Annotated in this window: 17 protein-coding genes and 2 pseudogenes; 8 read left to right on the top strand and 11 right to left on the bottom strand. The window is 56.2% G+C overall.

The window, feature by feature from the left end:
- Positions 1-215: 215 nt before the first annotated feature.
- A complete protein-coding gene (locus tag BUS06_RS37575) occupies positions 216-446 on the bottom strand; it encodes a hypothetical protein (RefSeq protein ID WP_143787664.1) in 231 nt (76 codons plus the stop codon).
- A 1,016-nt stretch (positions 447-1,462) separates the two neighbouring features.
- On the opposite strand from BUS06_RS37575, the pseudogene BUS06_RS27595 reads away from it, so the two are divergent.
- Both BUS06_RS27595 and BUS06_RS27590 read left to right on the top strand, forming a co-directional pair.
- Positions 1,463-2,281 (top strand): annotated as a pseudogene (locus BUS06_RS27595) (EAL domain-containing protein); the annotation flags it as partial.
- Positions 2,282-2,568: 287 nt separating this feature from the next.
- Positions 2,569-3,543: a quinone oxidoreductase family protein gene (locus BUS06_RS27590; RefSeq protein ID WP_074267554.1), complete on the top strand. Its 975-nt coding sequence runs from the start codon at positions 2,569-2,571 to the stop codon at positions 3,541-3,543.
- A 1,267-nt stretch (positions 3,544-4,810) separates the two neighbouring features.
- On the opposite strand, the gene BUS06_RS27580 is transcribed toward BUS06_RS27590, so the two are convergent.
- The gene (locus BUS06_RS27580) at positions 4,811-5,059 is read right to left on the bottom strand and encodes a hypothetical protein (RefSeq protein ID WP_074267552.1); all 249 of its coding nucleotides are present in this window, start codon (positions 5,057-5,059) and stop codon (positions 4,811-4,813) included.
- Between the two features lie 1,133 nt (positions 5,060-6,192).
- Here BUS06_RS27580 and BUS06_RS27575 point away from each other — a divergent pair.
- The 5 genes and pseudogenes from BUS06_RS27575 to BUS06_RS27555 all read left to right on the top strand — a co-directional run bounded on the left by BUS06_RS27575 (position 6,193) and on the right by BUS06_RS27555 (position 12,025).
- Positions 6,193-7,269: an ABC transporter substrate-binding protein gene (locus tag BUS06_RS27575; protein ID WP_083611630.1), complete on the top strand. Its 1,077-nt coding sequence runs from the start codon at positions 6,193-6,195 to the stop codon at positions 7,267-7,269.
- Between the two features lie 60 nt (positions 7,270-7,329).
- A complete protein-coding gene (locus tag BUS06_RS27570) occupies positions 7,330-8,892 on the top strand; it encodes a sugar ABC transporter ATP-binding protein (RefSeq protein ID WP_074267550.1) in 1,563 nt (520 codons plus the stop codon).
- Positions 8,889-9,818, top strand: a complete 930-nt coding sequence (locus BUS06_RS27565; RefSeq protein WP_074267549.1) for an ABC transporter permease — start codon at positions 8,889-8,891, stop codon at positions 9,816-9,818. The genes BUS06_RS27570 and BUS06_RS27565 overlap by 4 nt, the downstream gene beginning before the upstream one ends.
- A 4-nt stretch (positions 9,819-9,822) precedes the next feature.
- Positions 9,823-10,797: an ABC transporter permease gene (locus BUS06_RS27560; RefSeq protein ID WP_074267548.1), complete on the top strand. Its 975-nt coding sequence runs from the start codon at positions 9,823-9,825 to the stop codon at positions 10,795-10,797.
- Between the two features lie 133 nt (positions 10,798-10,930).
- A pseudogene (locus tag BUS06_RS27555) lies at positions 10,931-12,025 on the top strand (porin).
- Between the two features lie 205 nt (positions 12,026-12,230).
- Here BUS06_RS27555 and BUS06_RS27550 read toward each other — a convergent pair.
- The 9 genes from BUS06_RS27550 to BUS06_RS27510 all read right to left on the bottom strand — a co-directional run bounded on the left by BUS06_RS27550 (position 12,231) and on the right by BUS06_RS27510 (position 23,384).
- Complete coding sequence (locus BUS06_RS27550; protein ID WP_254368980.1) at positions 12,231-13,040, bottom strand: SDR family NAD(P)-dependent oxidoreductase; 810 nt, start codon at positions 13,038-13,040, stop codon at positions 12,231-12,233.
- Positions 13,041-13,319: 279 nt separating this feature from the next.
- On the bottom strand, positions 13,320-13,643 hold the full coding sequence (locus BUS06_RS27545) for an NIPSNAP family protein (RefSeq protein WP_074267546.1): 324 nt from the start codon (positions 13,641-13,643) through the stop codon (positions 13,320-13,322).
- A 358-nt stretch (positions 13,644-14,001) separates the two neighbouring features.
- Positions 14,002-14,721 carry an SDR family oxidoreductase gene (locus tag BUS06_RS27540; RefSeq protein ID WP_074267545.1) on the bottom strand — a complete coding sequence of 240 codons (720 nt, stop codon included), beginning with the start codon at positions 14,719-14,721 and terminating at the stop codon, positions 14,002-14,004.
- A gap of 777 nt (positions 14,722-15,498) precedes the next feature.
- Positions 15,499-16,968, bottom strand: a complete 1,470-nt coding sequence (locus BUS06_RS27535) for an efflux transporter outer membrane subunit (RefSeq protein ID WP_074267544.1) — start codon at positions 16,966-16,968, stop codon at positions 15,499-15,501.
- Between the two features lies 1 nt (position 16,969).
- The gene (locus BUS06_RS27530) at positions 16,970-20,155 is read right to left on the bottom strand and encodes an efflux RND transporter permease subunit (RefSeq protein ID WP_074267543.1); all 3,186 of its coding nucleotides are present in this window, start codon (positions 20,153-20,155) and stop codon (positions 16,970-16,972) included.
- 22 nt (positions 20,156-20,177) lie between these two features.
- Positions 20,178-21,362: an efflux RND transporter periplasmic adaptor subunit gene (locus BUS06_RS27525; protein WP_074267542.1), complete on the bottom strand. Its 1,185-nt coding sequence runs from the start codon at positions 21,360-21,362 to the stop codon at positions 20,178-20,180.
- Positions 21,363-21,387: 25 nt separating this feature from the next.
- A complete protein-coding gene (locus tag BUS06_RS37570) occupies positions 21,388-21,726 on the bottom strand; it encodes a hypothetical protein (protein ID WP_074267541.1) in 339 nt (112 codons plus the stop codon).
- Between the two features lie 961 nt (positions 21,727-22,687).
- Positions 22,688-22,894, bottom strand: coding sequence for a hypothetical protein (locus BUS06_RS27515; RefSeq protein WP_074267540.1), 207 nt, complete (start codon positions 22,892-22,894; stop codon positions 22,688-22,690).
- Between the two features lie 100 nt (positions 22,895-22,994).
- On the bottom strand, positions 22,995-23,384 hold the full coding sequence (locus BUS06_RS27510) for a DUF3331 domain-containing protein (RefSeq protein WP_083611790.1): 390 nt from the start codon (positions 23,382-23,384) through the stop codon (positions 22,995-22,997).
- A 580-nt stretch (positions 23,385-23,964) separates the two neighbouring features.
- Here BUS06_RS27510 and BUS06_RS27505 point away from each other — a divergent pair.
- The gene (locus tag BUS06_RS27505; protein ID WP_083611627.1) at positions 23,965-24,390 is read left to right on the top strand and encodes a response regulator transcription factor; all 426 of its coding nucleotides are present in this window, start codon (positions 23,965-23,967) and stop codon (positions 24,388-24,390) included.
- Positions 24,391-24,411: the final 21 nt, after the last annotated feature.

The following is a 24,411-nucleotide window of genomic DNA, read 5'->3' as shown; positions in this document are numbered from 1 at the left end:
CCTGTGCACCCGACCATTTTCTTTGATACCCGCGGCAGCGTCCGTATTTCCAGATGCGGGACTACATAAGACGTTTCTCATTCGCTCCGGCATGATTGCTTCGTGCGGTGTCGGCACTGTACCGCTCCGGAGGCGGTCGGAAGGTGCATCTGATGCCCGCGGCGGACACTGGCCTCTGCCTCGCGGAAATGGGGCTGCCTTGTAACCGGTCATTGCTAATCGAAAGACGTGTCGTTCCAACTTTCGGGGTCGAATGATGGGGTATGCGAATCCATCCAATCATAACGACTACTGTCCGCAAGCCATGCCCAATTTTGCGTCGACCTGGGTGACTGAGCTGCAGCTTCACTACTCGCACCTTCCAGTGTTTCTGGATCCGCATTTGGATCTCGCCGGTCGGCACCGAGGTTTTCAACCTTCGACCCAGCTTTGTTGTTGAGTTTCATTGCTTTCTACTCCTATCAATGCTTCCGATATGCACGGCCAATCGCTCGCTCCCGATAAGCAAAGCCGCTGCTTGCCTGACGAACCCGACAAAAAATCAATCTACAGAGTCATCTGTCGGATCTTCACATGCAGCGGCTCATGGTCGACGGACGACGCCAAGACCAACTGCACCGATTAACTAGACCGCACCTTCCGATCGTTGCTGCGTTTAATCTGCAATCCGATCAATTTCCGACATCGCTTCTCTCAACGCCGTCCGGCAACGACCGTCCGAAAATCCTGTGCATTGATTCTAGGTGAATGTATGGCTCCGGGCTTATCGGAGCGTCCCGTCGCATATCTGGAAATCCAACTCCGTATTCTTGCTGCTCTTAAGGTCGCGGCGCTTCGCCCCTCGGGTTGTCTCACTAGCAATTATCTTTTGCGAAATATAGCTCCCGTAGATCAAGCTATGACTGCGGACGTATTAAAAACACTCACATTTCCTTCGGTTTGCTAACCATTTAAAAAAATCACATCCGAATCCAGCGCGATGGCGACTACGACAAATATCAACGACCTTGCGGGACAGATAGAACGACGCGAGCCGGAATTTTCTCGGACAGGAAACCAAAACCCTTTGCCGCCGGATGAGACGATACAGAAAATCGACGTTGGTGAAAAATCTGGGACCGGCTGATAACATGATCCACCGGCAAGGACCTATCCGTTCGCGATCGCCATGCAGGGCTGTCATTTTAGGTATGCCATCGAGGTAGTTCTAATCCGGAAAATGACTGCCCATGATGAAATACGTGTTAAATTTTTCCGGCACCTCCAGTACGATTCGCGGAGCACGTGTTGCCTAGCTCATCTATTGGAGAGTCGTTACATGGAAATCGCAATTTAGGTATCTTGCGCAGGTCCACTACTTGATCCGGAGTTCTCTCAGGCACGCGTGTATCACGAATATTTCATTTAAATCTTTTCGAAGAACTTCCGACCAACCCACACCCCTCCGCTTCGGACAACTACCATGTCACTTCGCCCATCCCCAGGATTCGACGCGATCAGTATCGTGGACCTTATCGATCGGGGTCAGTTGTCTGCCGTGTTCCAACCCATCATGAATTTCGACGACGGGGCGATTCTCGGTTACGAGGGGCTGATTCGGGGGCCAGCGGGTTCCCCGCTCGAGAGCCCGTACGACCTTTTCGCACAGGCTAGCACCGAAGGTTGCGTGATTGAACTCGAGCAGGCTGCCGCACGTACCTGCATTGAGACCTTCGCTAAGCTCGCGTGTGCGGGCAAGCTCTTCCTCAACTTCAGCGCGGATACGATACGTCGATTCGCTGAGGCCAGTGACGACGTGCTCACATTGCTGCGCGAGTCAGGCATCAGCCCTGAGCGAATCGTGATCGAGTTGACCGAACAAAGCACGATTCGTGACATCGACAGCTTGTTGCAGGTGCTTACGACTTTGCGTACCGCTGGTGCGCAATTCGCACTTGATGACTATGGTACCGCCAACGCCAGCATGAATCTGTGGGTGCAATTGCAACCGGACATTGTGAAAATCGACCGGTTCTTCATCCATAACATCGCGAGCAATCTTCTTAAGCTCGAAGCTGTTCGTGCCATACAGCACTTCGCACACGCGAGCGGCGCCAAATTGGTTGCAGAGGGAATCGAAAACGAAGCGGACCTGATCGTCGTGCGCGACTTGGGGATTGCTTGCGGCCAAGGCTATTTCTTCGGTCGACCCACCGCGCAACCGGCTCGCATGGTGGCGGACGAGGTCCGCCTGGCGATTCGCGCGGGCCACATCGCGGTTTCTTGTGATAGATCACGCTCATGTCGAATCCCGTGGTGAGCCGCACAATCTCAGGCCCTACGCAACAGACGGTTTGTCAAGCCGATCCAATCCAGCAAAATCTTTCGGCAAAGCCGGTTCATGCCATTTTGGCATTACTGACATGATGCTATGTCGCTCGCAATTAGCGAGAGAATAAACAAAACGATGTCGCTCCGGTCTCCGATATGACGAGCTGGATGACAGCCGTTTCGTGTTCGCGTCTCTTGCCTGAGCCATTTCTGGGCTGAACGTGGCACCGTCTAACTCTGGTCGATATAGGAAACACCATGGTCAAAGCAGTTCGTTTCGATAAGACAGGCGGCCCCGAGGTGATGAAGTGGGTCGATGTCGAGGTAGGCGAGCCGGGTAACTGCGAGATCCGCATCAAGCAGCATGCGGTCGGTCTCAATTACATCGACGTGTACGTCCGCACCGGTTCGTACCCGTTGCCGCTGCCGGGCGGCCTCGGCATGGAAGCGGCGGGTGAGATCACGGCGGTGGGCGCCGGCGTGACAGGTCTGAAGATTGGCGACCGGGTTGCGTATGTGGCGCGCCCTCCAGGCGCTTATGCTCAAGAACGGGTGCTGCCGGCCGTTCAGGTCGTCAAGCTGCCGGATGCACTGAGCTATGAGCAGGCCGCTTCAGTGATGCTGCAAGGGCTCACCGCGCAATACCTGTTGCGACGCACTTACCCTGTCAAGGCGGGTGACACGATCCTGATCCAGGCAGCTGCAGGCGGCGTTGGCCTGTTGGTGTCTCAATGGGCCAAGGCGCTGGGCGCGACGGTGATCGGCACAGTTGGCTCGGACGAAAAGGCGGAAATCGCCAGGGCACATGGTTGCGATCACGCCATCGTCTACACGCGCGAGAACTTCACCAAGCGCGTGCGCGAGATTACAAACGGCGCAGGCGTGCCCGTCGTCTATGATTCGATAGGCAAGGACACGTTTGCGGGTTCGCTCGACTGCCTCGCGCCGCTTGGCCTGTTCGTGAGCTTCGGCAATGCATCCGGTCCGCTGCCACCGATCGACTCCTCCGAATTCGTCGGACGCGGCTCGCTCTTCTTTACCCGGCCGACCTTGTTTACACACATCGCCAAGCGCAGTGACTACGAGGCGATGTCGACCGAGTTGTTTGAAGTTTTGGTGTCGGGCAAGGTCAAGACCAGCATCAACCAGCGCTACTTGCTGTCCGAAGTTGCGAAGGCACACATCGAACTTGAAAGCCGCCGCACCACCGGTTCGACCGTTCTCTTGCCGTAAGCGCGCCAAGAGGGACACCAAGGTGGAATCATCGGACCGTTCCGTCCAGCACTGAACGGTCTCTTTCAATCAAACATTTTTATGTTCCCTCGAGCACCCTCGAGCGAACGCGCCATGCCGATCGGTATAACGTTCTATTGGTCGTACATACCCTCGCCAAGGCTACACAACACGCCCTAGTTCACCTCTGACACAACCTTGGCCGCGCGCCTGCCACGCATAGCGCGCATCTAGCATCCCTTGTCGAGCCAGGGACAGGGGCATCTTTTGATTAGTGAGAAAAAAACGGGCGGTCAATTGACACCGCCCGTGGGAAGACCCGTTAAAAAAACAACATCGGGTCGCGTGGATCGGTCGACGCGCCCACCACGCCGACCGATCCACGCAGTCTATAGCGCCTGTCAACAATCTCGATATCAACGCGTGTCGAAATTTATTTTTCTTTCATCGAGCACAATGTCAGGGAGAGACGCCTGACTTGCCGCTCGACCACTCGTTCTCACCGCACGACCATGCATCCCAGCCGGATGAATCACCTCTGTCCCCGGGTAATACCTAATAACAGAACTGGATTCCTCGATAAACGACGAGACGATCTGGTAACCCTAAAATCAAGTCTACGCCTAGAGTTGAATCTCAGGATTCGCCAAGTCATCTTAACAACGATCAGACATTTGGCGACGAAATTTATATATTCTCACTCGAACGCGCTTAAGTTCGTAGCAATTTAACCTGATTTGCAACGAGCCTCTACAACTCTGACAAGATAACCGCGCTCCTTATGACAAACAATTCGCAATCCTTAACTTTTAATGGGATTATCGCGTTTACGCGATGCGAACTTGAAGGAGAAAGCAATGAGTACGATGGACCGTTCTTTGCGTTCCCTGGTCGCTAGATGGCTTGGAGCGAATCCCGCAACACTGACTCGGGTAGTCCGGTTCGGTCACATACGTCCAAATCGGCGCCGATATGTGTGCGTTGAGACATTACGGCCGACAGGCGCGTTGACAATTTATTTCTTCCTTCACGATGACGGCATGTGGAGCGTTTATCCACAGGAGATCGAGCGTCCGAGCATGAGTTTTTCATAACGTCGATACCGGCGGCGATCGATACAGGTACGCCAAACTGCGCGCTCTCACAGTTCGCCAGCCCGCAACCAAGAACACTTTCGAAACTAAAAACGAGCAACTGGATTATCAGCCCACGCAGCTAATTTTCAGCACTTCAACGGAAATTCGGACCCAGGCGCGCCACAACGCGCCTAACCGATCTGCAGCAGCGATGCCTGGCTCTCCAGCACAGTCTGCAGTTCGTTGCAGTCCGGCCGTGTCCCCCAGTTTCGGGAGCCGACCACTGATGCGATGGCAATCCACGAATTGGGCGGAAGCCACTTCCGAACTACAGTCTCTCCCTGAAGAATCCGCAGACGCCCGGTCTGCTCGCAATAATCGGCACGCAGTTCTGTGCCGTCCAGTTGGACAGTCATGAGAGGGTGACGCGTTCGCTTCATTGATGTCTCCTTTCAAGAAAAAATCTGATGCGTGCACGGATATCCCAACAGGACCTTTCCTTCCGCACCGCCATGCCCTACGCTTCCCTTCACAGAAACCGGTCTCGAACTTCAATGTCCCCATCTCGCAGTTACCCACCTTCACACCAATCCGCTCAACGTTTTCTCATGGTGGAAACATTCGTTAAACGAAATATAAATTGTTCGGTGCAGTCGGTTTAGTAAGCTCGCACCAGCCGATCCTGTAAATCAATCGTAGATGCACGTTGGTCCTATTTCTTATCGGAACGTCCCGTCGTATATCCATGAATCCAGCTTCGTAGTCAGGATTTTCCCGAAGTCCTCTGCGTTTCGCGTGGTGCCAGTCGAAGGCTGAATGGAGGCCATAGTTGCGGGCCGATCCTGACGAGCAGGCACAATGCTTTGACCCAGGCTGTCCCGCACCCTTTGCGGAAGCCCTCAGGAACGCATACGCCAGCGCTCATCCAGGGAATCGCGCGCGTTGATGCTCCAAGCCTAGACACTATCCGCATCTGCCGCCCCTCCCTCTATAACCTGGTATTGGTGCATGCCACGCCACCAGATCTCTCGACGAGGAAGTGCGTAATTACAAGCGTCGTCGGACGATTGCAACACATGGAACTCCGGGAAATACCTCATGACGGAACTGGACGATCCGATACGTCACAAGACGATCCGATAAGTCTGAAATCGAACACATCCTTACACTTGCTTCACATGAGCAGTTGCCGGAAGCGCAGGAGCAGTCGGCAAGCGTTGTCCGAATGATCTAGAACACGAGAGGTCTGTTCCTTCCTCCAATAGATGAAACCAGGAGACGACGTCATGCTCACCCCACAAGAGAACGCAATACAACTCGAAACCATCAGACCGGGATGCGTGAACGCAACCAGCCGATTTTCGCTTTTCGCTGGGTTTGATTAAGGTTGAGAGGACGCTGACAGCATGGAGATCCAAGCCACGCTACGACCGCCGGACACCAGATTCTCCCGATGTCCACGTACGCACTCGTAATGCGAAGTGCTGATGTATGGAGTCCATCTTGATGCGTGACGAGCATCCCGCAACGCTGCTATAGCTGACGATTAAATTTCAAACAAGGAGACAAGATCGTGATTTCTCTCAAAACACCTCTTATTTCATTAGTTATACTAATTTCGACGGCAACGGCTGCACAGCCATCGTCCGCGCAGGTCGGCGATCTCAAGGATCCACAATACAAGCCGACCTCCGCACAACTGACCAAGGCTGGCGCATTCAAGAAAAGCCCTCCCTACAACGTCGTTTTGGCTATGCCTGGTCTTTTTACGACATGGTTAATCCAGGAAACCGAGGAGGTGCGCCACGAGGCAACGTTGCATCCCGAAATCGGGAAACTCACGGTGATATCGAGTGATTCGAATGCCGCCAGACAGGCTGCAGACCTCGAAGATCAGATAACGAAGGGCGTCGACGCCATCGTAGTATCGCCGGTTTCCTCGACCGCCATTAATGCGCAGATCGCCAAAGCGGCCGCGAAAGGGATTCCAGTTGTTACCTTCACGGCCACCGCCAGTTCAGACCAGGTCGCGGTCGCCGTGTTATCCGGCGGGGCTCCTGAAGGAAAGATCATGGCCGACTGGCTTGCAAAGCAACTGGGTGGCAAAGGTAGCATTTGGGCGTTTCGTGGCATCGCCGGAAACACAGAAGACACTGACCGCTACGCGGGACTCGCTCAGTCCTTGAAAGTAACCAGGTTGCCGGTCTCTGCCGAAGTCTATGCCGACTGGAACTATGCCAAGGGCAAACAGGCATGTGAAAGCCTGCTCCTTTCAGGAAAGCCGGTCGACGGCATCTGGGCCTCCGGAGGTGAGATGTCGCGAGGATGCCTGGAGGTTTTCCAGGAAGTCGGAAAAGCTCCAGTTCCTGTGACGGGTGAGGGCAACAATGGCTTTCTCAGAGCCGCCCAGAAGTCGGGGGGACCGTTTGTAGCATATATCTACCCTCCGTCCCTGGGACCGGTCGCACTTCGAGCGGCATTGTTGCTCCTTGAAGGTGACCAGATGTATCGAAGCTACTGGAGCGACGGGGGAGAAGTCATCACACGCGAGAACCTGACCAAGTATTACCGTCCCGACCTGAACGACTCCTACTGGGTGGGTTCGTTGCTTCCGGATGCAACGCTTAAGCACCTCTATCAAAACAAATAGTCTCCAACCCGGCAGGCGTCCCTCCCATGTGCATTCTGTCCCTGACACACGGAGTCAAACATGCTGTATCAAGCTGAAAAAGCCCCGCATCGGAAGGCGTGGCCACCGCTTATCGAAGGCATCGACATTTCCATGAATTTTGGAAATACGCGCGCGGTTTCTCGTGTTTCAATAGCCGGCCACGCTGGCTCCGTTCATGCCGTGACTGGCGAAAATGGTGCTGGCAAGTCGACCTTCATGAAGATTCTCGCTGGTGTGTATCGGCCGAGCGCCGGCGAATTGCGCATGCATGGCAAAACCATAACGCTGCGCAATCCACGCAGTGCCCGAGAGCATGGCATTTCCACGATATTCCAGGAATTCACTCTGCTGCCCAATCTGACTATCGCCGAAAACATTTTCATCGGACGCGAGTCTGGCAGGCGCGGATGGATCAACAGGAAGCAAATGCATGAACGTGCGAGTCGTACATTGAACTCCCTCGGCGTAGACATCGATCCTGGGACGCTCGCAGGCAGCCTTTCCGTGAGCGAACAGCAACTCGTGGAGATCGCCAAGGGCATCACGACAGATGCGTCGGTATTCATTTTTGATGAACCTACGGCAGCACTAAATGGTCCCGAGGTGAAAAAGCTTGAGACACTCATCAAGGACCTGCAGGCAAGAGGCAAATCCATCTTCTATATTAGCCACCGACTCGATGAAATCTTTCGATTGTGCGACACCGTCACCGTGCTGAAGGATGGGCAGCATGTTCTTACGACTCCTTGCAGCGAACTGGATGAACACACACTCGTCACGCTGATGGTCGGTCGCCCTATCGAGGACCTCTTCCCGCACAGGTCGTCTGGCCAGCTATCCAGTGCGTTGCGATGTGAACGCCTGAATTCCGGTCCTGGACGCAGCGCCGTGAATTTGAATCTGAACCGACGAGAGATTGTCGGACTCGTTGGACTGGAGGGACAAGGGCAGCGGGAAATCATCCGGGCCGCAGCAGGTCTCATGCAAACACCGCATGCGACGATTGAAAAATTCAATAGCGTCGGCAAAGCCCATCCAGTCGACCCGAGTGCCGGCGTGGCGCGGCGCCTCGCCCACGGGATAGCCTTCGTACCCGGCGACCGCAAAGCGGAAGGCCTGTACCTGGATCTCTCGGTTGCGGAAAACGTCGTTATAGGCACCTATCGGGATAGTGCGCTATACGGCCACGCTTCAGCCCAATCTTCGCTTGTAGAAGACGTCATTGCGCGGATCGGTCTCAAGGTAAAGCATCCAAAGCAGTCTGTCACAACCCTTTCTGGCGGGAATCAGCAAAAGGTTCTACTGGCACGAGCGCTAATCGCTGACATCGACATCCTGCTCATCGAGGAGCCAACCCGCGGCGTAGACGTAGGCGCCAAGGCAGATATCTATCGGCTACTACGCGGATTTGCCGACGAGGGTGGAGCGGTACTCGTCGGCTCCAGCGAACTGACAGAACTCATCGGGCTGTGTGACCGTATTCTTGTCGTGCGGGCAGGCACTATTGTCGCTGAAATTGATGGCACTCAAGCATCAGAAGAAACTGTCATGTCGCACGCGCTCGGCGTCTCACAGCGACAATCAACGGAGAAGACGCAATGAACCCATTCGGTCCCAACTCCCGCTCCGGCCTTAAACCCTACGTCGTGTCGATGCCGATCGCGCTTATCGTTGGGCTTTCCTTTGCCGCCACCGATTTCCTGAATCGCGGCAATCTTTCTAATCTCTCGGCCCAGATCGCACCGCTTGCAATTGCTACATTGGGCCAGTTGCTGGTCGCCCTGGTGGGCGGAATCGACCTGTCCGTTGGTTCAGTAATCAGTCTGACTACCTGCGTCGCCTCCGCTTCTGTCGGGTCAACCGCGGGTATCGCACTCGCTCTTTTATTGGGTTGTGTCATCGGTATCGCCAACGGTCTCGCGGTGTCCGTGGCCCGTATGCATCCGATTATCGCCACGCTCAGCTCCATGACGTTCGTCCAGGGACTGGCGTTGTACTGGCTCCCAACGGCCGGAGGGCTTGCTCCTCCGTTCTTACCGGCCTTCATCAACTCGACTATCGCCGGCCTGCCGGTCAGCATATTGCTGCTACTAGGCTGCGTGATAGTCGTAGGGTGGCTTCTCGCCCGTACGCGTTTTGGTCTACGCCTTTATGCGGTCGGCGCACACCCGCGCAACGCATCGCTTAACGGCGTAACGGACCGTCAGATCATCGTTGCAGCGTACGCTGCCGGAGGTCTGTTTGCCGCTTGTGCTGGTGTTGTACTTACAGGTCGAATCGGCGCTGGCGACCCCGTCATAGGAGCGCAGTTCGCACTCGCAACGATTACAGCCGTCGCGCTTGGCGGAGTCCAATTCTCCGGCGGAATCGGCAGTGCCGTGGGAGCATTTTGCGGCGTTCTTACCTTGGGCCTGATGCGCAATGGAATGAACCTTGTTGGTATCGACGCGTTCCTGCAATCTGCCGCTACTGGGGTGCTATTGCTCATTGCTATCAGCTTTCAGCGTCGAACGATCATAGGGTTTTAATACCATGCCAGCAATCACAGTCCAACAAACTCCCGATAGCCAACGCGCCGCTCGCAGACTCTATGGCTTTCTCTCTAATCAACCGCCATCCTGGTATGGCCTCGGAATTCTGCTGCTAGTGGCCTGGGCAACGCGCCCGGCCCTGCTCTCCCCGTTGCTGCTTCTTGCAATCCTGAAGCAGGGTGCGATCCTGGGTGTAGTCACCATAGGACAGTCTCTGGTGGTCCGGAGTCGTTCCATCGACCTTTCAATCAGTGGGGTCGTCGTAGTCGTCATCTGGATAGTCACCAGCGGGGCAATCCCGCTGCCGGTTCCCGCTCTGGTCTTCCTGGCACTGCTTGCGGGGGCACTCATCGGAACCATCAACGGCCTGATCATCACTCGCCTCCGGGCGTCGGCGGTAGTCGTCACGCTCGCGATGGCCATCGTCCTAACAGGCTCCGTCGTTGCAGCGAGCCAATACCATCAACCCGGCGAAACACCCGACCTTCTGCGGATCGTGGGTTCGGGTCGCATCGGGTCGCTTCCGATCGCGGCGATTGTGTGGGTCGCAGTGCTCATCCCATTCGCCCTTAGCTTGCGCACGTGCGTGTTCGGTCGCTATCTAGACGCGGTTGGATCCAACCCGACCGCCGCAACCGTGTCCGGCATACCAAGCCTTCGCGTCATGTCGATTACCCATATCTTCTCTGGACTGACAACCGCATTGGCCGCTCTTTTGCTCGTTGGCTCAGTCTCGGTGGGCAACACGAACATCGGTCAGGACCTGGTACTTAACTCGCTGGCGGCAGTCATTCTCGGTGGCGTGAGTTTCGGCAGCGGTAAGGGACGCATGCTGGGGCCGGCTGTCGGCGCATTCATGCTTACCTACCTTTTTAGCCTGTTAATCGGTTTTGGACTCGGCGCCGCCGGTCAAGCCATGGTCCAAGGAGCAATTATTGCGCTAGCCGCACTTGTCTTCACATTTCGAAGCCGGTGATACGTCGCCTTGCGCAAAGCGACATAGCGCATGAAGTTCGACACGAAGAAGACCTGGCCGCCGCTCGCGGCCTCATTACAAGGAGACAGTAGTGAAAAGAAACACTCTTGCGGCACTGCCGCTGGCGCTCGCAATGGCAGGCGCTCATGCCCAAAGCACCGTCACGCTCTACGGCGTAATCGACGTCGGCATCGATTACGCGAACAACGTTGTCAGCGGCTCAAACGGGAACGTTGTGCCCGGCAGCGGTGGCAAGCTCACGCAGATGCAAAGCGGCGTTCCCCTCGGTAGCCGGTGGGGCCTTCTCGGCACGGAAGACCTTGGTGGTGGCAATCAGGCGATCTTTCGGCTCGAAAGCGGCTTTGACGCGGCGACGGGAGGTTTGGGCGGTGGTCTGGCGTTTTCCCGTAATGCTTATGTCGGCATCAAGTCCAATCAATACGGTTAGCTAACGTTTGGCAAGCAATGGGATGCATCCGTCGACATCGTCGAGCCGTTCACGCTGAACGGCCAGTATGGCGGCTGGTACTTCGCACACCCGAACGATATGGATAATCTGGACAACGGATTCCCAATCAACAACGCGGTCAAGTATGTGAGCCCCAATCTCGTGGGTTTTACGTTCGAGGGTCACTACTCGTTCGGGGGTGTTGCCGGCCAGTTCTCCAACAACTCTTCGTACAGTGCGGCCGCGGGTTACTCGCATGGCACGTTCAGTGCGGGCGTCAGCTACCTTCGCATCAACGATCCGATCACGGCGGTCGCCGGCTATGGCAGCAGCGGCGGCTACGTCAACACGATCTACGGCGACGCACTCGCGAACGCGCGTTATCAGGGTGCTCTGTCGGCCGGCGCCGCCTACGTGCTTGGTTCGCTCAAGGTCGGGGCCGACTATTCGAACGTCGATTTTGCCGCGGGCCCTGGAGGACATGACCTGCGCTTCCAAAACTATGAGGTATCGGGTATCTACTCGGTCAACTCCGCGTTGATCATCGGAGCTGGATATACATTCACGACCGGCCTCGAGCATGCAACCGACACGTCGCCGAAGTACCACCAGGTTAACCTGATTGCGCAATACAGTCTCTCGAAGCGCACGTCCGTCTACGTAATGGGAATCTACCAACACGCCGCTGGGGCCGCCCAATACGCGCAGATAACCTCCTTCAACCCATCCAGCACGCAAAACCAGGTTGTCACTCGCGTCGGCATCACACACTCATTTTGAAGGTGGCGCCGCGGCAACGTGGTCCGTTTCGTGCCCGCAGTTGTCGCCGCGTCACCCTCAACTTGCCACCAACGCGACAACACTACTATGAATGGGAACGGTCGGAGTGTGCCTTTTCCGGTTGCCGGCGGTTCGCCCCGCGCTTTGCAGAACAACCGCCGTCTCCGACCGGTTTCGAACGCTTTCAGTACGCCGGAATCCGCCGTTACAGCACCAGCCAGCCTCCACTAATTTGCAGCGAAATTGAACTGACATACCGGCTCTCGTCTGAGGCCAGGTAGACCGCCCCCATCGCAACGTCGTGTGGCGTCCCAAGCGCACCGAGCGGAATGAGCGCCGTGAACGTGGCTCGTGCTGCTTCCGGGTCCGAAAACTCGCCACGACGCGCAGCACCCTTTAAAATCGAATCCATCATGCCGCCGTCACCCGTCTCAATCTGGCCCGGCATGATGCTGTTGCAGCGAATGCCGAACGGAGCGCCGTGCGCCGCTACAGACCAACTAAGGTGGCGAACCGCTGCTTTGCTCACACCATATGCGACCTCAAACGGCGTTGCGAGTACTGCGGCAATCGAGGAGATGTTGACGATGGACCCTCCGCCCGCACGCTTCATTGCAGGAATTGCGCTACGGCACCCAAGCATCACCGACTCGACGTTGACCAGTTGGATGCGACGGAATTCGTCGACCTGCGTGGTCTCCGGGTTTACGTTCTCCGTGGACCCCAGAATGCCTGCATTGTTCACAAGAACATCGATGCGACCATGCTTCTTTTCGATTTCATCGATGACCTGCGTCCATTGCTCCTCGCTCGTGACATCCTGAACCACCGACGAACACCCGATTTCTTCAGCGGATTCATCCAACAGACGCTCGCTGATATCCGAAATGATGACCGTTGCGCCCTCGTCCTTGAAGGCCTTGGCTGTCGCATGTCCAATCGCTCCTCCCCCGCCGGTAACCAGACACACCTTGTTCGAAAGCCTGTTCATAACATATCTCCATTTAAGTATCATTAGCGTCCAGAGCCGTAAGCGGCACCAAGACGCGAAGGTGACTACGTAATTCCTTCTCAAGACCCACGTGTTTGCTGGCCAGCTCGCCGGTAATGGCGAGCGGACCTAACCCAAAAACAAGACAAAGTCCAATGGACCAGTTAGCGACGATGTAAGCGAAGCTCAGCCCTCATTCATGCTCGAGAAAGCTCACATCTTGCGTGTTGACTTCACTCAGGGATGTCTCTTTCGTTCGAATGTCCGTTACCTGAGATTCGGATTGAGGCGTCCCGCGTTTTCTCATCGCAGCGCGGAAAACGTAGTGGGCGTCAATGTTTTCGCCGAGAACGATTCGACGATCGGGCCGTCACGCTCGGAACTCAGCTTCGCTTCCAGCCAGCGTGGGTCTTTCAGAAACGCCCCCATCTTTTCGGCGCGTTCGGCCTCGCTGTTCCACTTCAGCAGATAAATCAGTTCGGACTTACTGTCTGCTTCGGTGGTCCAGAATCCGATTGTCTGGATGCCCAGTTCATGAAAGATACCCAGTACCGGATGTTCGAATCGTTCCGCGACAGCGTGGAGCCGACCGGGCGTACAGATATAGGTGCGCAGTTCGTAGAACATCTCAATCAACCTCCCTTCTTCATGTGGAAAACACATTTGGATAACTAATTTTATTACGACTGTCAGTGCAGGGATTTTCGCCTTCCTGACTCCACTCTAACGCGGCGTCTACGATCGACGTCCGCCATTGCGAATCAATTACAGATGGGCTGCCACCACTTCGTCCGCTTCAAACGGATGGGCTACACAGAATCTTTCGCAATAGTCATTTCCTAAATAGTCCTATGTAAGTTGTGGTGATTGATGCATCAAACATCCATCGTCGTTAGCTACTTTTCCGTGGATGCCCCCTGTTTCGACTGAGCCGAGCGGCAAGTCACCGCAAAGCCACTCGGTACATTTACATGGCGACAATGCCTCAGCCTACTGCTAACCCTCCATCGGCTACCACTACCTGACCGGTCGTGAAGCCGCCTCGCATCAGATAGAGGTAAGCTTCGGCGACTTCATGAGGTTCACCGGCATGCTTAACGAGCAGACTCTGTTCCGCACTTTGGAATATCGCTTCACGGGCGGCCTCGGGAAAGGTATTCCAAAGTTCAGTCTTGACCGTTCCTGGGCAAACTACATTGACCCGCAGCGGCGCCAGTTCTACTGAAAGGGCACGCGCGAGCGCTTCAACCGCCCCACAGACGCTCGAAACCACCGACATGCTCTTAAGAGGGCGTTGCGATGTCATCCCCGAAGTAAGGACGATCGAGCCACCCTCGCGAATTTTTCCTGCACCGTATTTTGTGGCCAGAAAGGCGCCCCAGTAGCGAACTCCAAAAAACCTTTGCGCTTCCTCAAAGCTCATGTCTTTCTGATTGACCGCTCGCAAAGGATCGCCGGCGGTATACACGAGGTGATCATATGCTCCGATCTTTTCAAAGTATGACTTGATGCTGTCCTCATCCAGCAGGTTGATCACGTGCCCTTCAGCACTCGAGGGGAGTTTGTCCTTCGCCTGCTCTATCTGCGCCTGACTATTAGATGCAATGACCACGAGTGCACCTTCATCTGCCGCTGCTTTCGCCGTCGCGAAACCGAGTCCCGACGATCCACCGAGAATCACAATCCGTTTATCTTTAAGCGACACCGTTTCCTCCGATACGTTAGAAAAACTCCAGTCTGACTTTTTGAATCATTGCCATCACAATAGATTTGTCCATTCCACATTGCTCCGCACTGTGACGTCAGGCTCCATTACTCTTCGCTTGAGGCTGGCAACAACCGATGGGTTATCGTCTGGTCCCGACTGGAACCGGAGCCGCGCTCGTTCATATCTGCCCCAAAGGTCCCGAGTTGTACCAGCCGCCGGTATGCGGCCAACCTGACACCACCTCCCAGTTTCATCTAGTAGAAGAAGTCACTTCCCTCGGTCTTCGTACTTCGCTTAGATCACATCCGCCCGTGAGCCCTGCGAAGCAACTTTAGGTGTGTAATTGACTACTGGCTTATCGTATCGTCTCACGGCGTATCGAAGAATCCAGTTGCGTGATCAGGTCTTTCCCGAGGTCCTTTGCAATTCGAACGCTCCGTGGTGCTGCCAGCGATCTTTCAGAGGTATTGGCAGATTGAGGGCGATGCGACGACAATCGCGGGGAAGCAACAACCCACGTTGTCACGGCGCACGCCGGATATCGGGTATCGGAAGGCGCATGATGCTAAGGCGGTGCGCTGGCCTGTCACGAGGAGATCAGGTAGGCGCCGAACGATCTATGGATGGCGCGCAGAGCTTTGCGCAAAAACCTGAAAATGCAAAAAAAATCGAGGCCGCCAGTCTCAACCAGCGACCTCCGGCACAGAAAACGAGGCGATCAATGTACGGAATGCTCTCAACGTTGATACCGCCGCTGAGGTTAAGGCGGCCAGATCAGCGCGCCGTAGAGGGTTGTGTTGAGGTCTGGGTCAGCGCAAGTGCATCGCAACGATCACCCCCACAGGCTTCCCACCCTCCGCCGAGTGACTTGTACAGTGCCACAGCGCGTACGTTAATATCCGACTCGGCCTGCGCCAGATCATCCCCCGCAGCGAGCTCTACCCGCTCGGCATCGAGCAGTTCCAGAAAACCTGTCGATCCCTCCCGGTAGCGGACGCGCGCGAGATCAGCTGCGCGGTGACTCTGCGAAAACTGATCGATCAGTTTGCCGACCCGAGCATGAGTTTCGTTGTAAGACGTGAGCGCGCTGTCAACGTCCTCGATAGCGAGAAGAATGCTTTGCTCGTAAGCGGCTTGCGCAGCGTCCGAGCGGGCTTGCGCCGCATGAAGGTTTGCACGCACGCGCTGTACATTCAAACCATCCCAGGTAATACCCGGCATGATCGACCATGCCTGCGAACCCGCCGTCAAGAAATCCGTGCCCTGGCTCGAGAGAAAGCCGAGAAATCCGACCAGTGAAACATGCGGATAGAAGTCGGCCTCCGCAACGCCGATACGCGCGGTCGATGCCGCCAGTCGACGCTCCGCTTCCTGCACGTCAGGTCGACGCGCAAGCACATCGCCTATTGACCCCATGGGTAGGCTCACGGCGATTGGCTCGGAAGTGCGCGGCGACAAATCGACGTCAAGTTCGCCGGGGCGCTTGCCAAGCAGCACCGCAAGCCGGAACTGTGCGGTCTGCTCGTCTATCCTGAGATTGGGCAACTGCGCCTCCACTGCACTCAACCGAGCGCCCGCGCTTGCGACATCCTGCTCCGAGCCCGTGCCAACATTCGCCTGCGCCTGCACGAGACGCAGCGTCTCCTGGAGCGTCTTGATGTCGTTCTGGACAATGGCGATTCGTGCCTGTGAACCGCGCATCATGAAGTAATTACGGGCCACTTCGCCAATGACGGAAACCTGGGCGCCGCGCAATGCCGCCTGCCGTGCATCGCGTTCATCCTTCGACGATTCCACTTCGCGTCGGATGCCACCGAACAGATCAAGTTCCCAACTGGCATCGAACCCAGCGCGATACTCGTCGTAGCTAACCTGGTCCGTGGTTATTCCCGGATACTGACCATAGGTGCGCGCAAAACTGGTCCCAGCCGAAACGGTTGGAATCTCCGCCGACTCCGCGCCGCTTACGAAGGCCCGCGACTCACGGAGGCGTGCCTGTGCAACGCGTAGATCGAGGTTATCGAGCGCCGCCATCTGTATAAGGGCATCAAGCGTCGGATCTCCAAACTGCTTCCACCATTGTGCCTGGAAGCTCCCGTTGTTCTCACGCATCGGATCGACGTTGAGCAGCTTCGGTACCGCTGGGGCGGCGGCGTGGTAATCGGGCCCGACGGACACGCACCCAGCGAGCGCCAGCGCAGACAGGATTGCTGCAACAGCCGAGAAAGGATTCAGCCTATTCATTTCAGTGCTCCCCGAGAACCGGCGCGCTTTGGATAGCCTTACTGCGGCGCGCCTCACGCCGTTCCACGAACCCGCGTACCAACACATAGAAAAGAGGCGTGTACACCAATCCGAACGCCGTCACGCCTAACATCCCAGCGAACACCGCCACACCGATCGCGTGTCGCATCTCCGCCCCCGCGCCGTGAGCCAACACCAGTGGAACAACACCCATGATGAATGCCACCGATGTCATCAGGATCGGCCTCAGACGCAGGTGCGCTGCCTGAAGGACTGCCTGCTTGCGATCCATACCGCGTCCTTGTGCGTCGCGTGCAAATTCCACGATAAGAATTGCGTTCTTGCACGCGAGGCCTACCAGCACGATCAAACCGATCTGCGTGAATATATTGTTGTCGCCATGTGTGAGCCACACGCCACCAATAGCTGACAAAAGTACCATCGGTACAATCAGGATGACCGCCAGCGGGAGCGAAACACTCTCATACAGGGAGGCGAGCACGAGGAACACCAGCAGCACGGACAAAGGAAATACGAGTACAGCCGTATTACCCGCAAGGATCTGCTGGTACGTCAGATCGGTCCATTCGAACGTCATCCCTCTCGGCAGATTCTCACGCGCAATGCGCTCCATCGCTTCCTGTGCCTGTCCGGTGCTGTAACCCGGCGCGGCGCCGCCGTTGATTTCCGCCGTGGGATAACCGTTGTAGTGCATCGAACGCTCCGTCCCGACGGTGCGCTGCACTGACACGAACGAGCCTAGTGGCACCATGACCCCCGAAGAGTTACGGACCTTCAGTTGCCCGATGTTGTCAAGCGTGCGCCTGAAGTCCGGTTCAGCGGAGAGATTCACCTGGTACGTGCGACCGAAGCGGTTAAAGTCATTCACGTAGAAGGTGCCCGTGAACGCCTGAAGCGTGTCGGCGACGTCGGTCATGTCGAGACCCTCAAGCTTCGCCTTCTCGCGGTCTATGTCCACGCGGACTTGCGGTACGCGTGCGTCGAAGCTCGAATAGAGCGGGCTCAATGCGGGCTCTTTCGCGCCTAGCGCAATGAGTTTATCAATCTGGCGTTGCATTTCCATCGAACCATAGCCAGCACGGTCTTCAATCTGCATCCGGAACCCGCCCGTCTCGCCCATGCCGTCCACCGGCGGCGCGGGCACGACGCCAATGCTGGCGCCAGAGATAGCCGCATACTTCTTGTTCAACGCAGCAATGATCGCGTCGGCCGACAGCGACGGATCCCTCCGTTCCTCAAACGGCTTGAGAAGAAGGAAGATCACACCCGAATCGCTGCTATTCGTGAGGCCATTGATCGACAGACCCGGAAATGACGCGGAGCGCCAGACGCCAGGCTGATGAGCTGCGATGTCAGTCATCTCGCGCACGACGCCTTCCGTGCGGTCGAGTGACGCGCCGCTCGGTAACTGGACAAATGCGAGAATGAGTTGCTTGTCGAGCGTCGGCACGAAACCAGTCGGTACTCGCATAAAGCCGACCGCCGCGAGCACAATCAGACCGCCATACACCACAAGCGCAACCGACGAACGGCCCAACACCCGACTCACACCGCCGACGTAACGACCCGCGCCAGTCACGAACAGCCGGTTGAAGGGTCTGAATAACCAGCCGAACAGGCGGTCGATCCATACTGTCAGCGCATCTTTAGGCGCGTCGTGAGACTTGAGCAGTATTGCGGCAAGCGCCGGGCTCAGCGTCAGGGAGTTGAACGCGGAGATCACCGTCGAGATTGCGATCGTTAGCGCGAACTGGCGATAGAACGCGCCGGTGAGCCCACTGATAAAAGCAGCCGGTATGAACACTGCACACAGTACCAGTGCCGTGGCAACGATTGGGCTAGTGACTTCCCGCATCGCACGTCGGCTCGCCTCCTTCGGACTCTGTCCCAGCTCGATATGCCGCTCAACGTTTTCAACCACGACGATTGCGTCGTCGACAACAATTCCGATCGCCAGCACGAGCCCGAACAACGACAGCGTATTGAGCGAGAAGCCGACTGCATCCATAACAGCGAACGTGCCGATCAGCGACACGGGCACCGCAATAAGTGGAATGATCGATGCACGCCACGTCTGCAGGAAAAGAATAACGACCAGCACCACAAGCGCAATTGCATCGAAAAGCGTATGAACGACCGCTTCGATGGACGCCCGCTCGAACTGCGTATCGTCGCGGATGATTCGAAAGTCCAGACCCTCCGGAAAATTCGCCTTCAGGCGTTTCATTGTCGTCATGACCTCGTTCGACGTCTGGATCGCGTTGCTGCCTGGGCGCTGGAACAACACAATACCAACAGCCGGATCGTTGTTCAGCAGGCTACGCTGCGCGTACAGGTCCGCGCCGAGTTCGACGCGCGCGACATCGCCAAGATGCACGACACCCGTGTCGCCACTGCTGCGCAAAATAATTCGGCGGAACTGGTCTTCGGAAACGAGACGCCCCTGAGTATTCACATTCAATTGAAATGCGTCGTCCGTATGCATCGGGGGAGCGCCAAGCGTGCCTGCTGCCACCTCAACGTTCTGTTCCCGAATCGCCTTTATAACGTCAGGTGCCGTCAGTCCGCGTTGTGCCATACGTTGCGGATCCAGCCACACGCGCATGCTGTATTCACCCGCACCGAAGATCTGCACGTCACCGACGCCATCGAGACGAGACAATTCATCGCGAATGTGTGTGCGGGCGTAGTTCGAGAGATAGAGACCATCATAGCGATGGTTCGTCGACACCAGATGCACTACCAGTGTGACCTCCGGCGAACTCTTCTGGGTCGTCACGCCGAGGCGCTGAACCTCATCGGGCAGGCGCGATAACACCTGCGCCACCCGGTTCTGCACTTGAACCTGCGCCGTATCGAGGTTGGTGCCGAGTGCGAAGGTAACTGTCAGCGCAAGCCGTCCGTCACTCGTCGCCTGCGACGATGTGTACAGCATGTGTTCGACGCCGTTGATCTGCTCCTCAAGAGGTGTGGCCACGGTCTGCACAATCGTCTCGGGACTTGCCCCCGGGTAGTTCGCCTGCACGACAACAGTCGGCGGTACGATGTCCGGATATTGACTGACTGGCAGCATCACTAGCGCAATGGCACCAGCGATCACGAACAGAACCGACAAAACACCAGCGAAGATCGGTCGGTCGATAAAATAATTAGCTATACCTTTCATGACTTGAGTCTCGATGAAGCGGCTATCGTGCAGCCAGTGCGGTTGTGCCAGATCCGGCAACCGGTCTGGTTACACTTGCGAGCTCAGCCTTTTGGCGGTCGTTGAGCTGCGCATCCATTGAGACGGTGATCGGCAGTACCACCATGCCCGGTTGAACATGTTGCAGGCCATCAACGACCACCCGCTCGCCTGGCTGAATACCGCTTTCGACGACGCGCAAGCCGGCAAAGACCGGACCTGTCGACACCTTGCGGTAGATGATCTTGCTATCTGGCCCGACCACGTAAACAAACTGATCCCCCAGATCAGTTCCCACTGCCGTGTCCCTCAGGAGGATGCGCGGCACCGGATGGCTCTCCTGAAGGCGGATCTGTGCATAGAGTCCTGGCGTGTACGCACCTTGCGCGTTGGGAAATACAGCTCGAAGGCGAATGGTTCCCGAACCAGAGTCGAGTTGATTGTCAACGAAATCCAGATGACCGACGTGCGTGAAGTCGTGCTCGTCCGCGAGGGCCATTGCAACTTCGGGCACGCTATGACCGTCATCGCGAAAATGCTGGAGCGTAAGGTAGCTCTGTTCGTCGACGTCGAAATATCCGTAGATGGGGTCGACGCTGACGACGCGGGTCAGGACCGCATCTGGCGTGACCAGGTTGCCGGCAGTGATCATCGCATAGCTGACCTTCCCGTCGATCGGCGCACGCACGTCTGTGAAGCTGAGATTCAGTTGCGCCGCGTCGAGCTGGGCGCCGGTCGCAAGCGCCTTCGAATGCGATGTGCTTGCCGCGGTGTCAAGTTGCTCCGACGCTTCGCGCGAAATGGCACTCTGCATCAGCAATCGCTTACCTCGATCCGAATCGGACCGGGCTTGCACCGCCTCCGCCTGAGCTTGCGCGAGTTCCGCTGTCAGACGGTCTACCTCGGCGCGATAAGGACGCGGATCGATCCGGAACAGTACGTCGCCCTTGTGTACCCGGGTGCCCTCCTTGAACAGCACCTCATCCACGTATCCGCTCACTCGTGGTCGTACGTCAATCGTGTCGACGGCCTGTAATCTGCCGGTGAATACCTGACGGTCATCCACCTGAAACGTACGGGCCTGCGCTACTGTCACCTGAGGTGCTGGCGCGGCGTTCACCGAATCGGCCGAAGCGGATGCATGCGTTTTAAGCAGCAGACTACTGCCCACGACGACCGCCAGCGTCATTATCTGGAGTACGATTCGCTTTCGTTTAAAGAAATGTGTCGTTGGTTGAGACATTACTTGACCCTCGTCGATTTGAAAGTATCGCTACTTCGTTTGCCTGATCCTCGGTTCCTGAGACACTGCCCCGCTGCGCCCCGGTCACCCCGTCTTGTACCTGATGCGTGTAAAGTTTTTCGCTCACATCGAAGTAAAAAAAGCGATTGAATGCCATCACGACATCACACGCATTCTGGCCCAGCAAGTCCGCTTTTCCGACAGCAAAGATGGCATCTTTCAGATGCAGTTTCGTCATGGCAGCGCCGATGCGCGTCACAAGCCCATGTGCATCTCGTGCGAAATCAAAATAAAGACGGACGACCGACACGAAAGCTACGCTCGCCTGTCGTCTGGCGAACCGCTCAATGTTTCTGTACAGTCTCTGGCTGAAGAGTCACTTCCGATACGCCACGACGTTTATCATTGCGATCTTCAACATCGATACGGTATTCGCTGCGAATGGTATTCGCGTCATCACACCTGGCACCAACGAAGACACCTTCTCGGGATTTAGAATAACAGCGCGAACGTCACATCCGTTCACTAGAGTCGACCGGGCGCCACCGCCTCTTACCTAGTTGACGACTCCAACAACCGAGAACATAAAGGATCCTATATTGCTAGAGCCGAATCAAATACGGTGTCTAATCATTCTCGTTCTTCTTGCATCAAATTAGGACCCCCGTTTCGTCATGTCTTTAATAACGGTATGGCATAGCTAACCTCGAACGTGACTTTTTCGAGGTTCAATTTCGACATTTCGCGCAGGCGAGCAAAGAAACGTCTCACGTCAATTTTGGGTCTGTCACGATCGTTGCCCTTTCCGAAATTCCGTCACTACGCTAGTTGCCACAGTCGCTCCCGCAGTTCTATCCGAAGAGCATCTGGTATTCCCATGCCTTCCTCTGAATGGAAACGGAACGGCACACCCTCCAAAGACGCGCCGTCGGTCAACCCCTGGCATTGTCACGTTATCGAACGGCACGCTCTCGAACACACTGTGTATAAAGACGCCGACTCTAATCAGAGTATCGCTACAGCACCGGAGCGCGCGTCACGCTTTCCCACGCCTGGAATGCCTCGGCGCGAAGAGGCCGCTTCTTTTTGCGTCGGTGTGGTAACGGCAATGCAGGAAGGGATTGGTGAACTGACCGCGTACCGAAGTTAGTGTCCGGTCCTTCATACGACGAACAAGTGGAGATAATACGTCTGCCAATCTCAAGGCGAACGCAAGCACGGTCACACAAAGGAATGACCACGTAGGCTGCCTCTCTCGCGCTGACGCGCTACTACAGATGGAGAGCGTCAAGCCGCGCTTGCGCGATCTCGTCTGGGTATTGGCGCTGGTACGCGTCGAACAACTGTAAACACAGCTGGGCGAGTAAAGCAAGTCCCAAGGCCTGCTCCGCGTACTCAACCTCGCCCGCGCTTAATACGTCATCGAGAACGGGAGCGAGACGGCGCAGTTGCAAAAACTTGGCGGACTCTAGCTTCATGCTAAACCTCGTGCGGCCTGATATTGGAGTACACGACTGCAGTGGCAACACCCTGGCAATGCTTCACCAGTAAGCGCGAATCGCCCCTCCCCACAGCGTCTCAAGCGATTGCGCGGTGCGTGGCCAGCTCGCTGGCCAGAATCATGGCGTCGCCGTTGAGTGGCCTCGATGGTCCGCGGCCTCGGGGTCGATAGACGCAATCGCCGCGGCCAATACGTTTGCCAGACAAGGCACAACGCCCGGACGAGCGAGCGCGGCACGGCACCCAGACCTGCTCCTCGTAGTTGCAAAGCGTCGGATCGTGCCAGCACAGGGAGAAGCGCGAATTGGACAATGCCTCCACAACCCTTACCGTATAAGGCCGCACTTCCCCGCGGTCGCTCTTGCGTGGAAGGCGCTGGCCGCCATCGGACCAGGAACGCCTAGACAAATGCGGAGGCTGTCGGTTCGGATCTGGCGGTGAAGAAAACTCACGGATGGTTGCGAGCATCGAAGTCCAAGGGTCCGCTGAAGTATGACCGGCTGGCCGATGCGATGATAGGAGGTCGGCCGTTAGCAGCATGGGGCCAATAGACGCATGGTAAGAATCATTGTTTAAGAATGTCTCAAGGGGCGAATCGCACTCAGCGTTCAACATCGCGTTCCTCTCTTTAGCGACGAGTGAAGATCAATCAAATTTAGCAGTACGGTCGAATGACCACTAACTTACGGCTACTGGACACATATTGAGATGACTCTTCGAAGAAGTTAAACGCTCAAACGGGGTGGGCGGCAGTTCCGCAGCAATGTTGGCCCAAGCCGCGCCGCACGCTTTGCGCTTTCGTAACGGTGTGTGGCCTCAATGTGAGAAGAGTAGCTCTTGCGGAAGAGCGAATCTATTCCCCGGTAGGATATTCTGACGCCGCATTGAGGTAAGTCGCATATACGAGGGTATAAGCGCGGCAAGGAAGCTTCATGCGCGGCGCCGATCTGCGCAAAGACGAGACTGCCGCAGAGTTGGTTCGATTCGCATATACGTTCGTATCATGTCGCCGCACATGGTTATAAGCTAATCTGCAGATGAAAAAGAGATGGACTGCACCGGCCTCACGCCGTCCCTTAAAACGAGAGGTCGAGAGGGCATTTTGCAAATTTCGCCTGTTGTTTCGATTGTCGATGATGACCAAGCGGTTCGTCATGCCCTGGACAGCCTGATCCGGTCGCTGGGTTGGCAGGTGCGCATGTATAAGTCGGCGGAGGAATTTTTTTCGTCAGGGGATGCTGCTCACACCGCCTGCCTGATTTCCGATGTTTTGATGCCAGGGATGTCCGGTATCGAGATGTATGAGCACCTTCGTGCTCAGGGGCATAATCCACCGACCATATTTATCACCGCCTGTCCGAGCTCACCTCTACGGGCGCAAGTCGTGAGTGCCGGCGCACTCGTGTTGCTGCCGAAACCTTATGACACAGCCACTTTGACTCACTGGCTCTCGGTAGCACTTGGTAGTCCTTAGCGATGGAACGGCGCTGAGAAG

The sequence above is a fragment of the Paraburkholderia phenazinium genome, from assembly GCF_900141745.1.
Lineage (GTDB): Bacteria > Pseudomonadota > Gammaproteobacteria > Burkholderiales > Burkholderiaceae > Paraburkholderia > Paraburkholderia phenazinium_B.
Note: the sequence above shows the minus strand (reverse complement) of the source record. Positions and strands in the feature narration are given on the sequence as shown.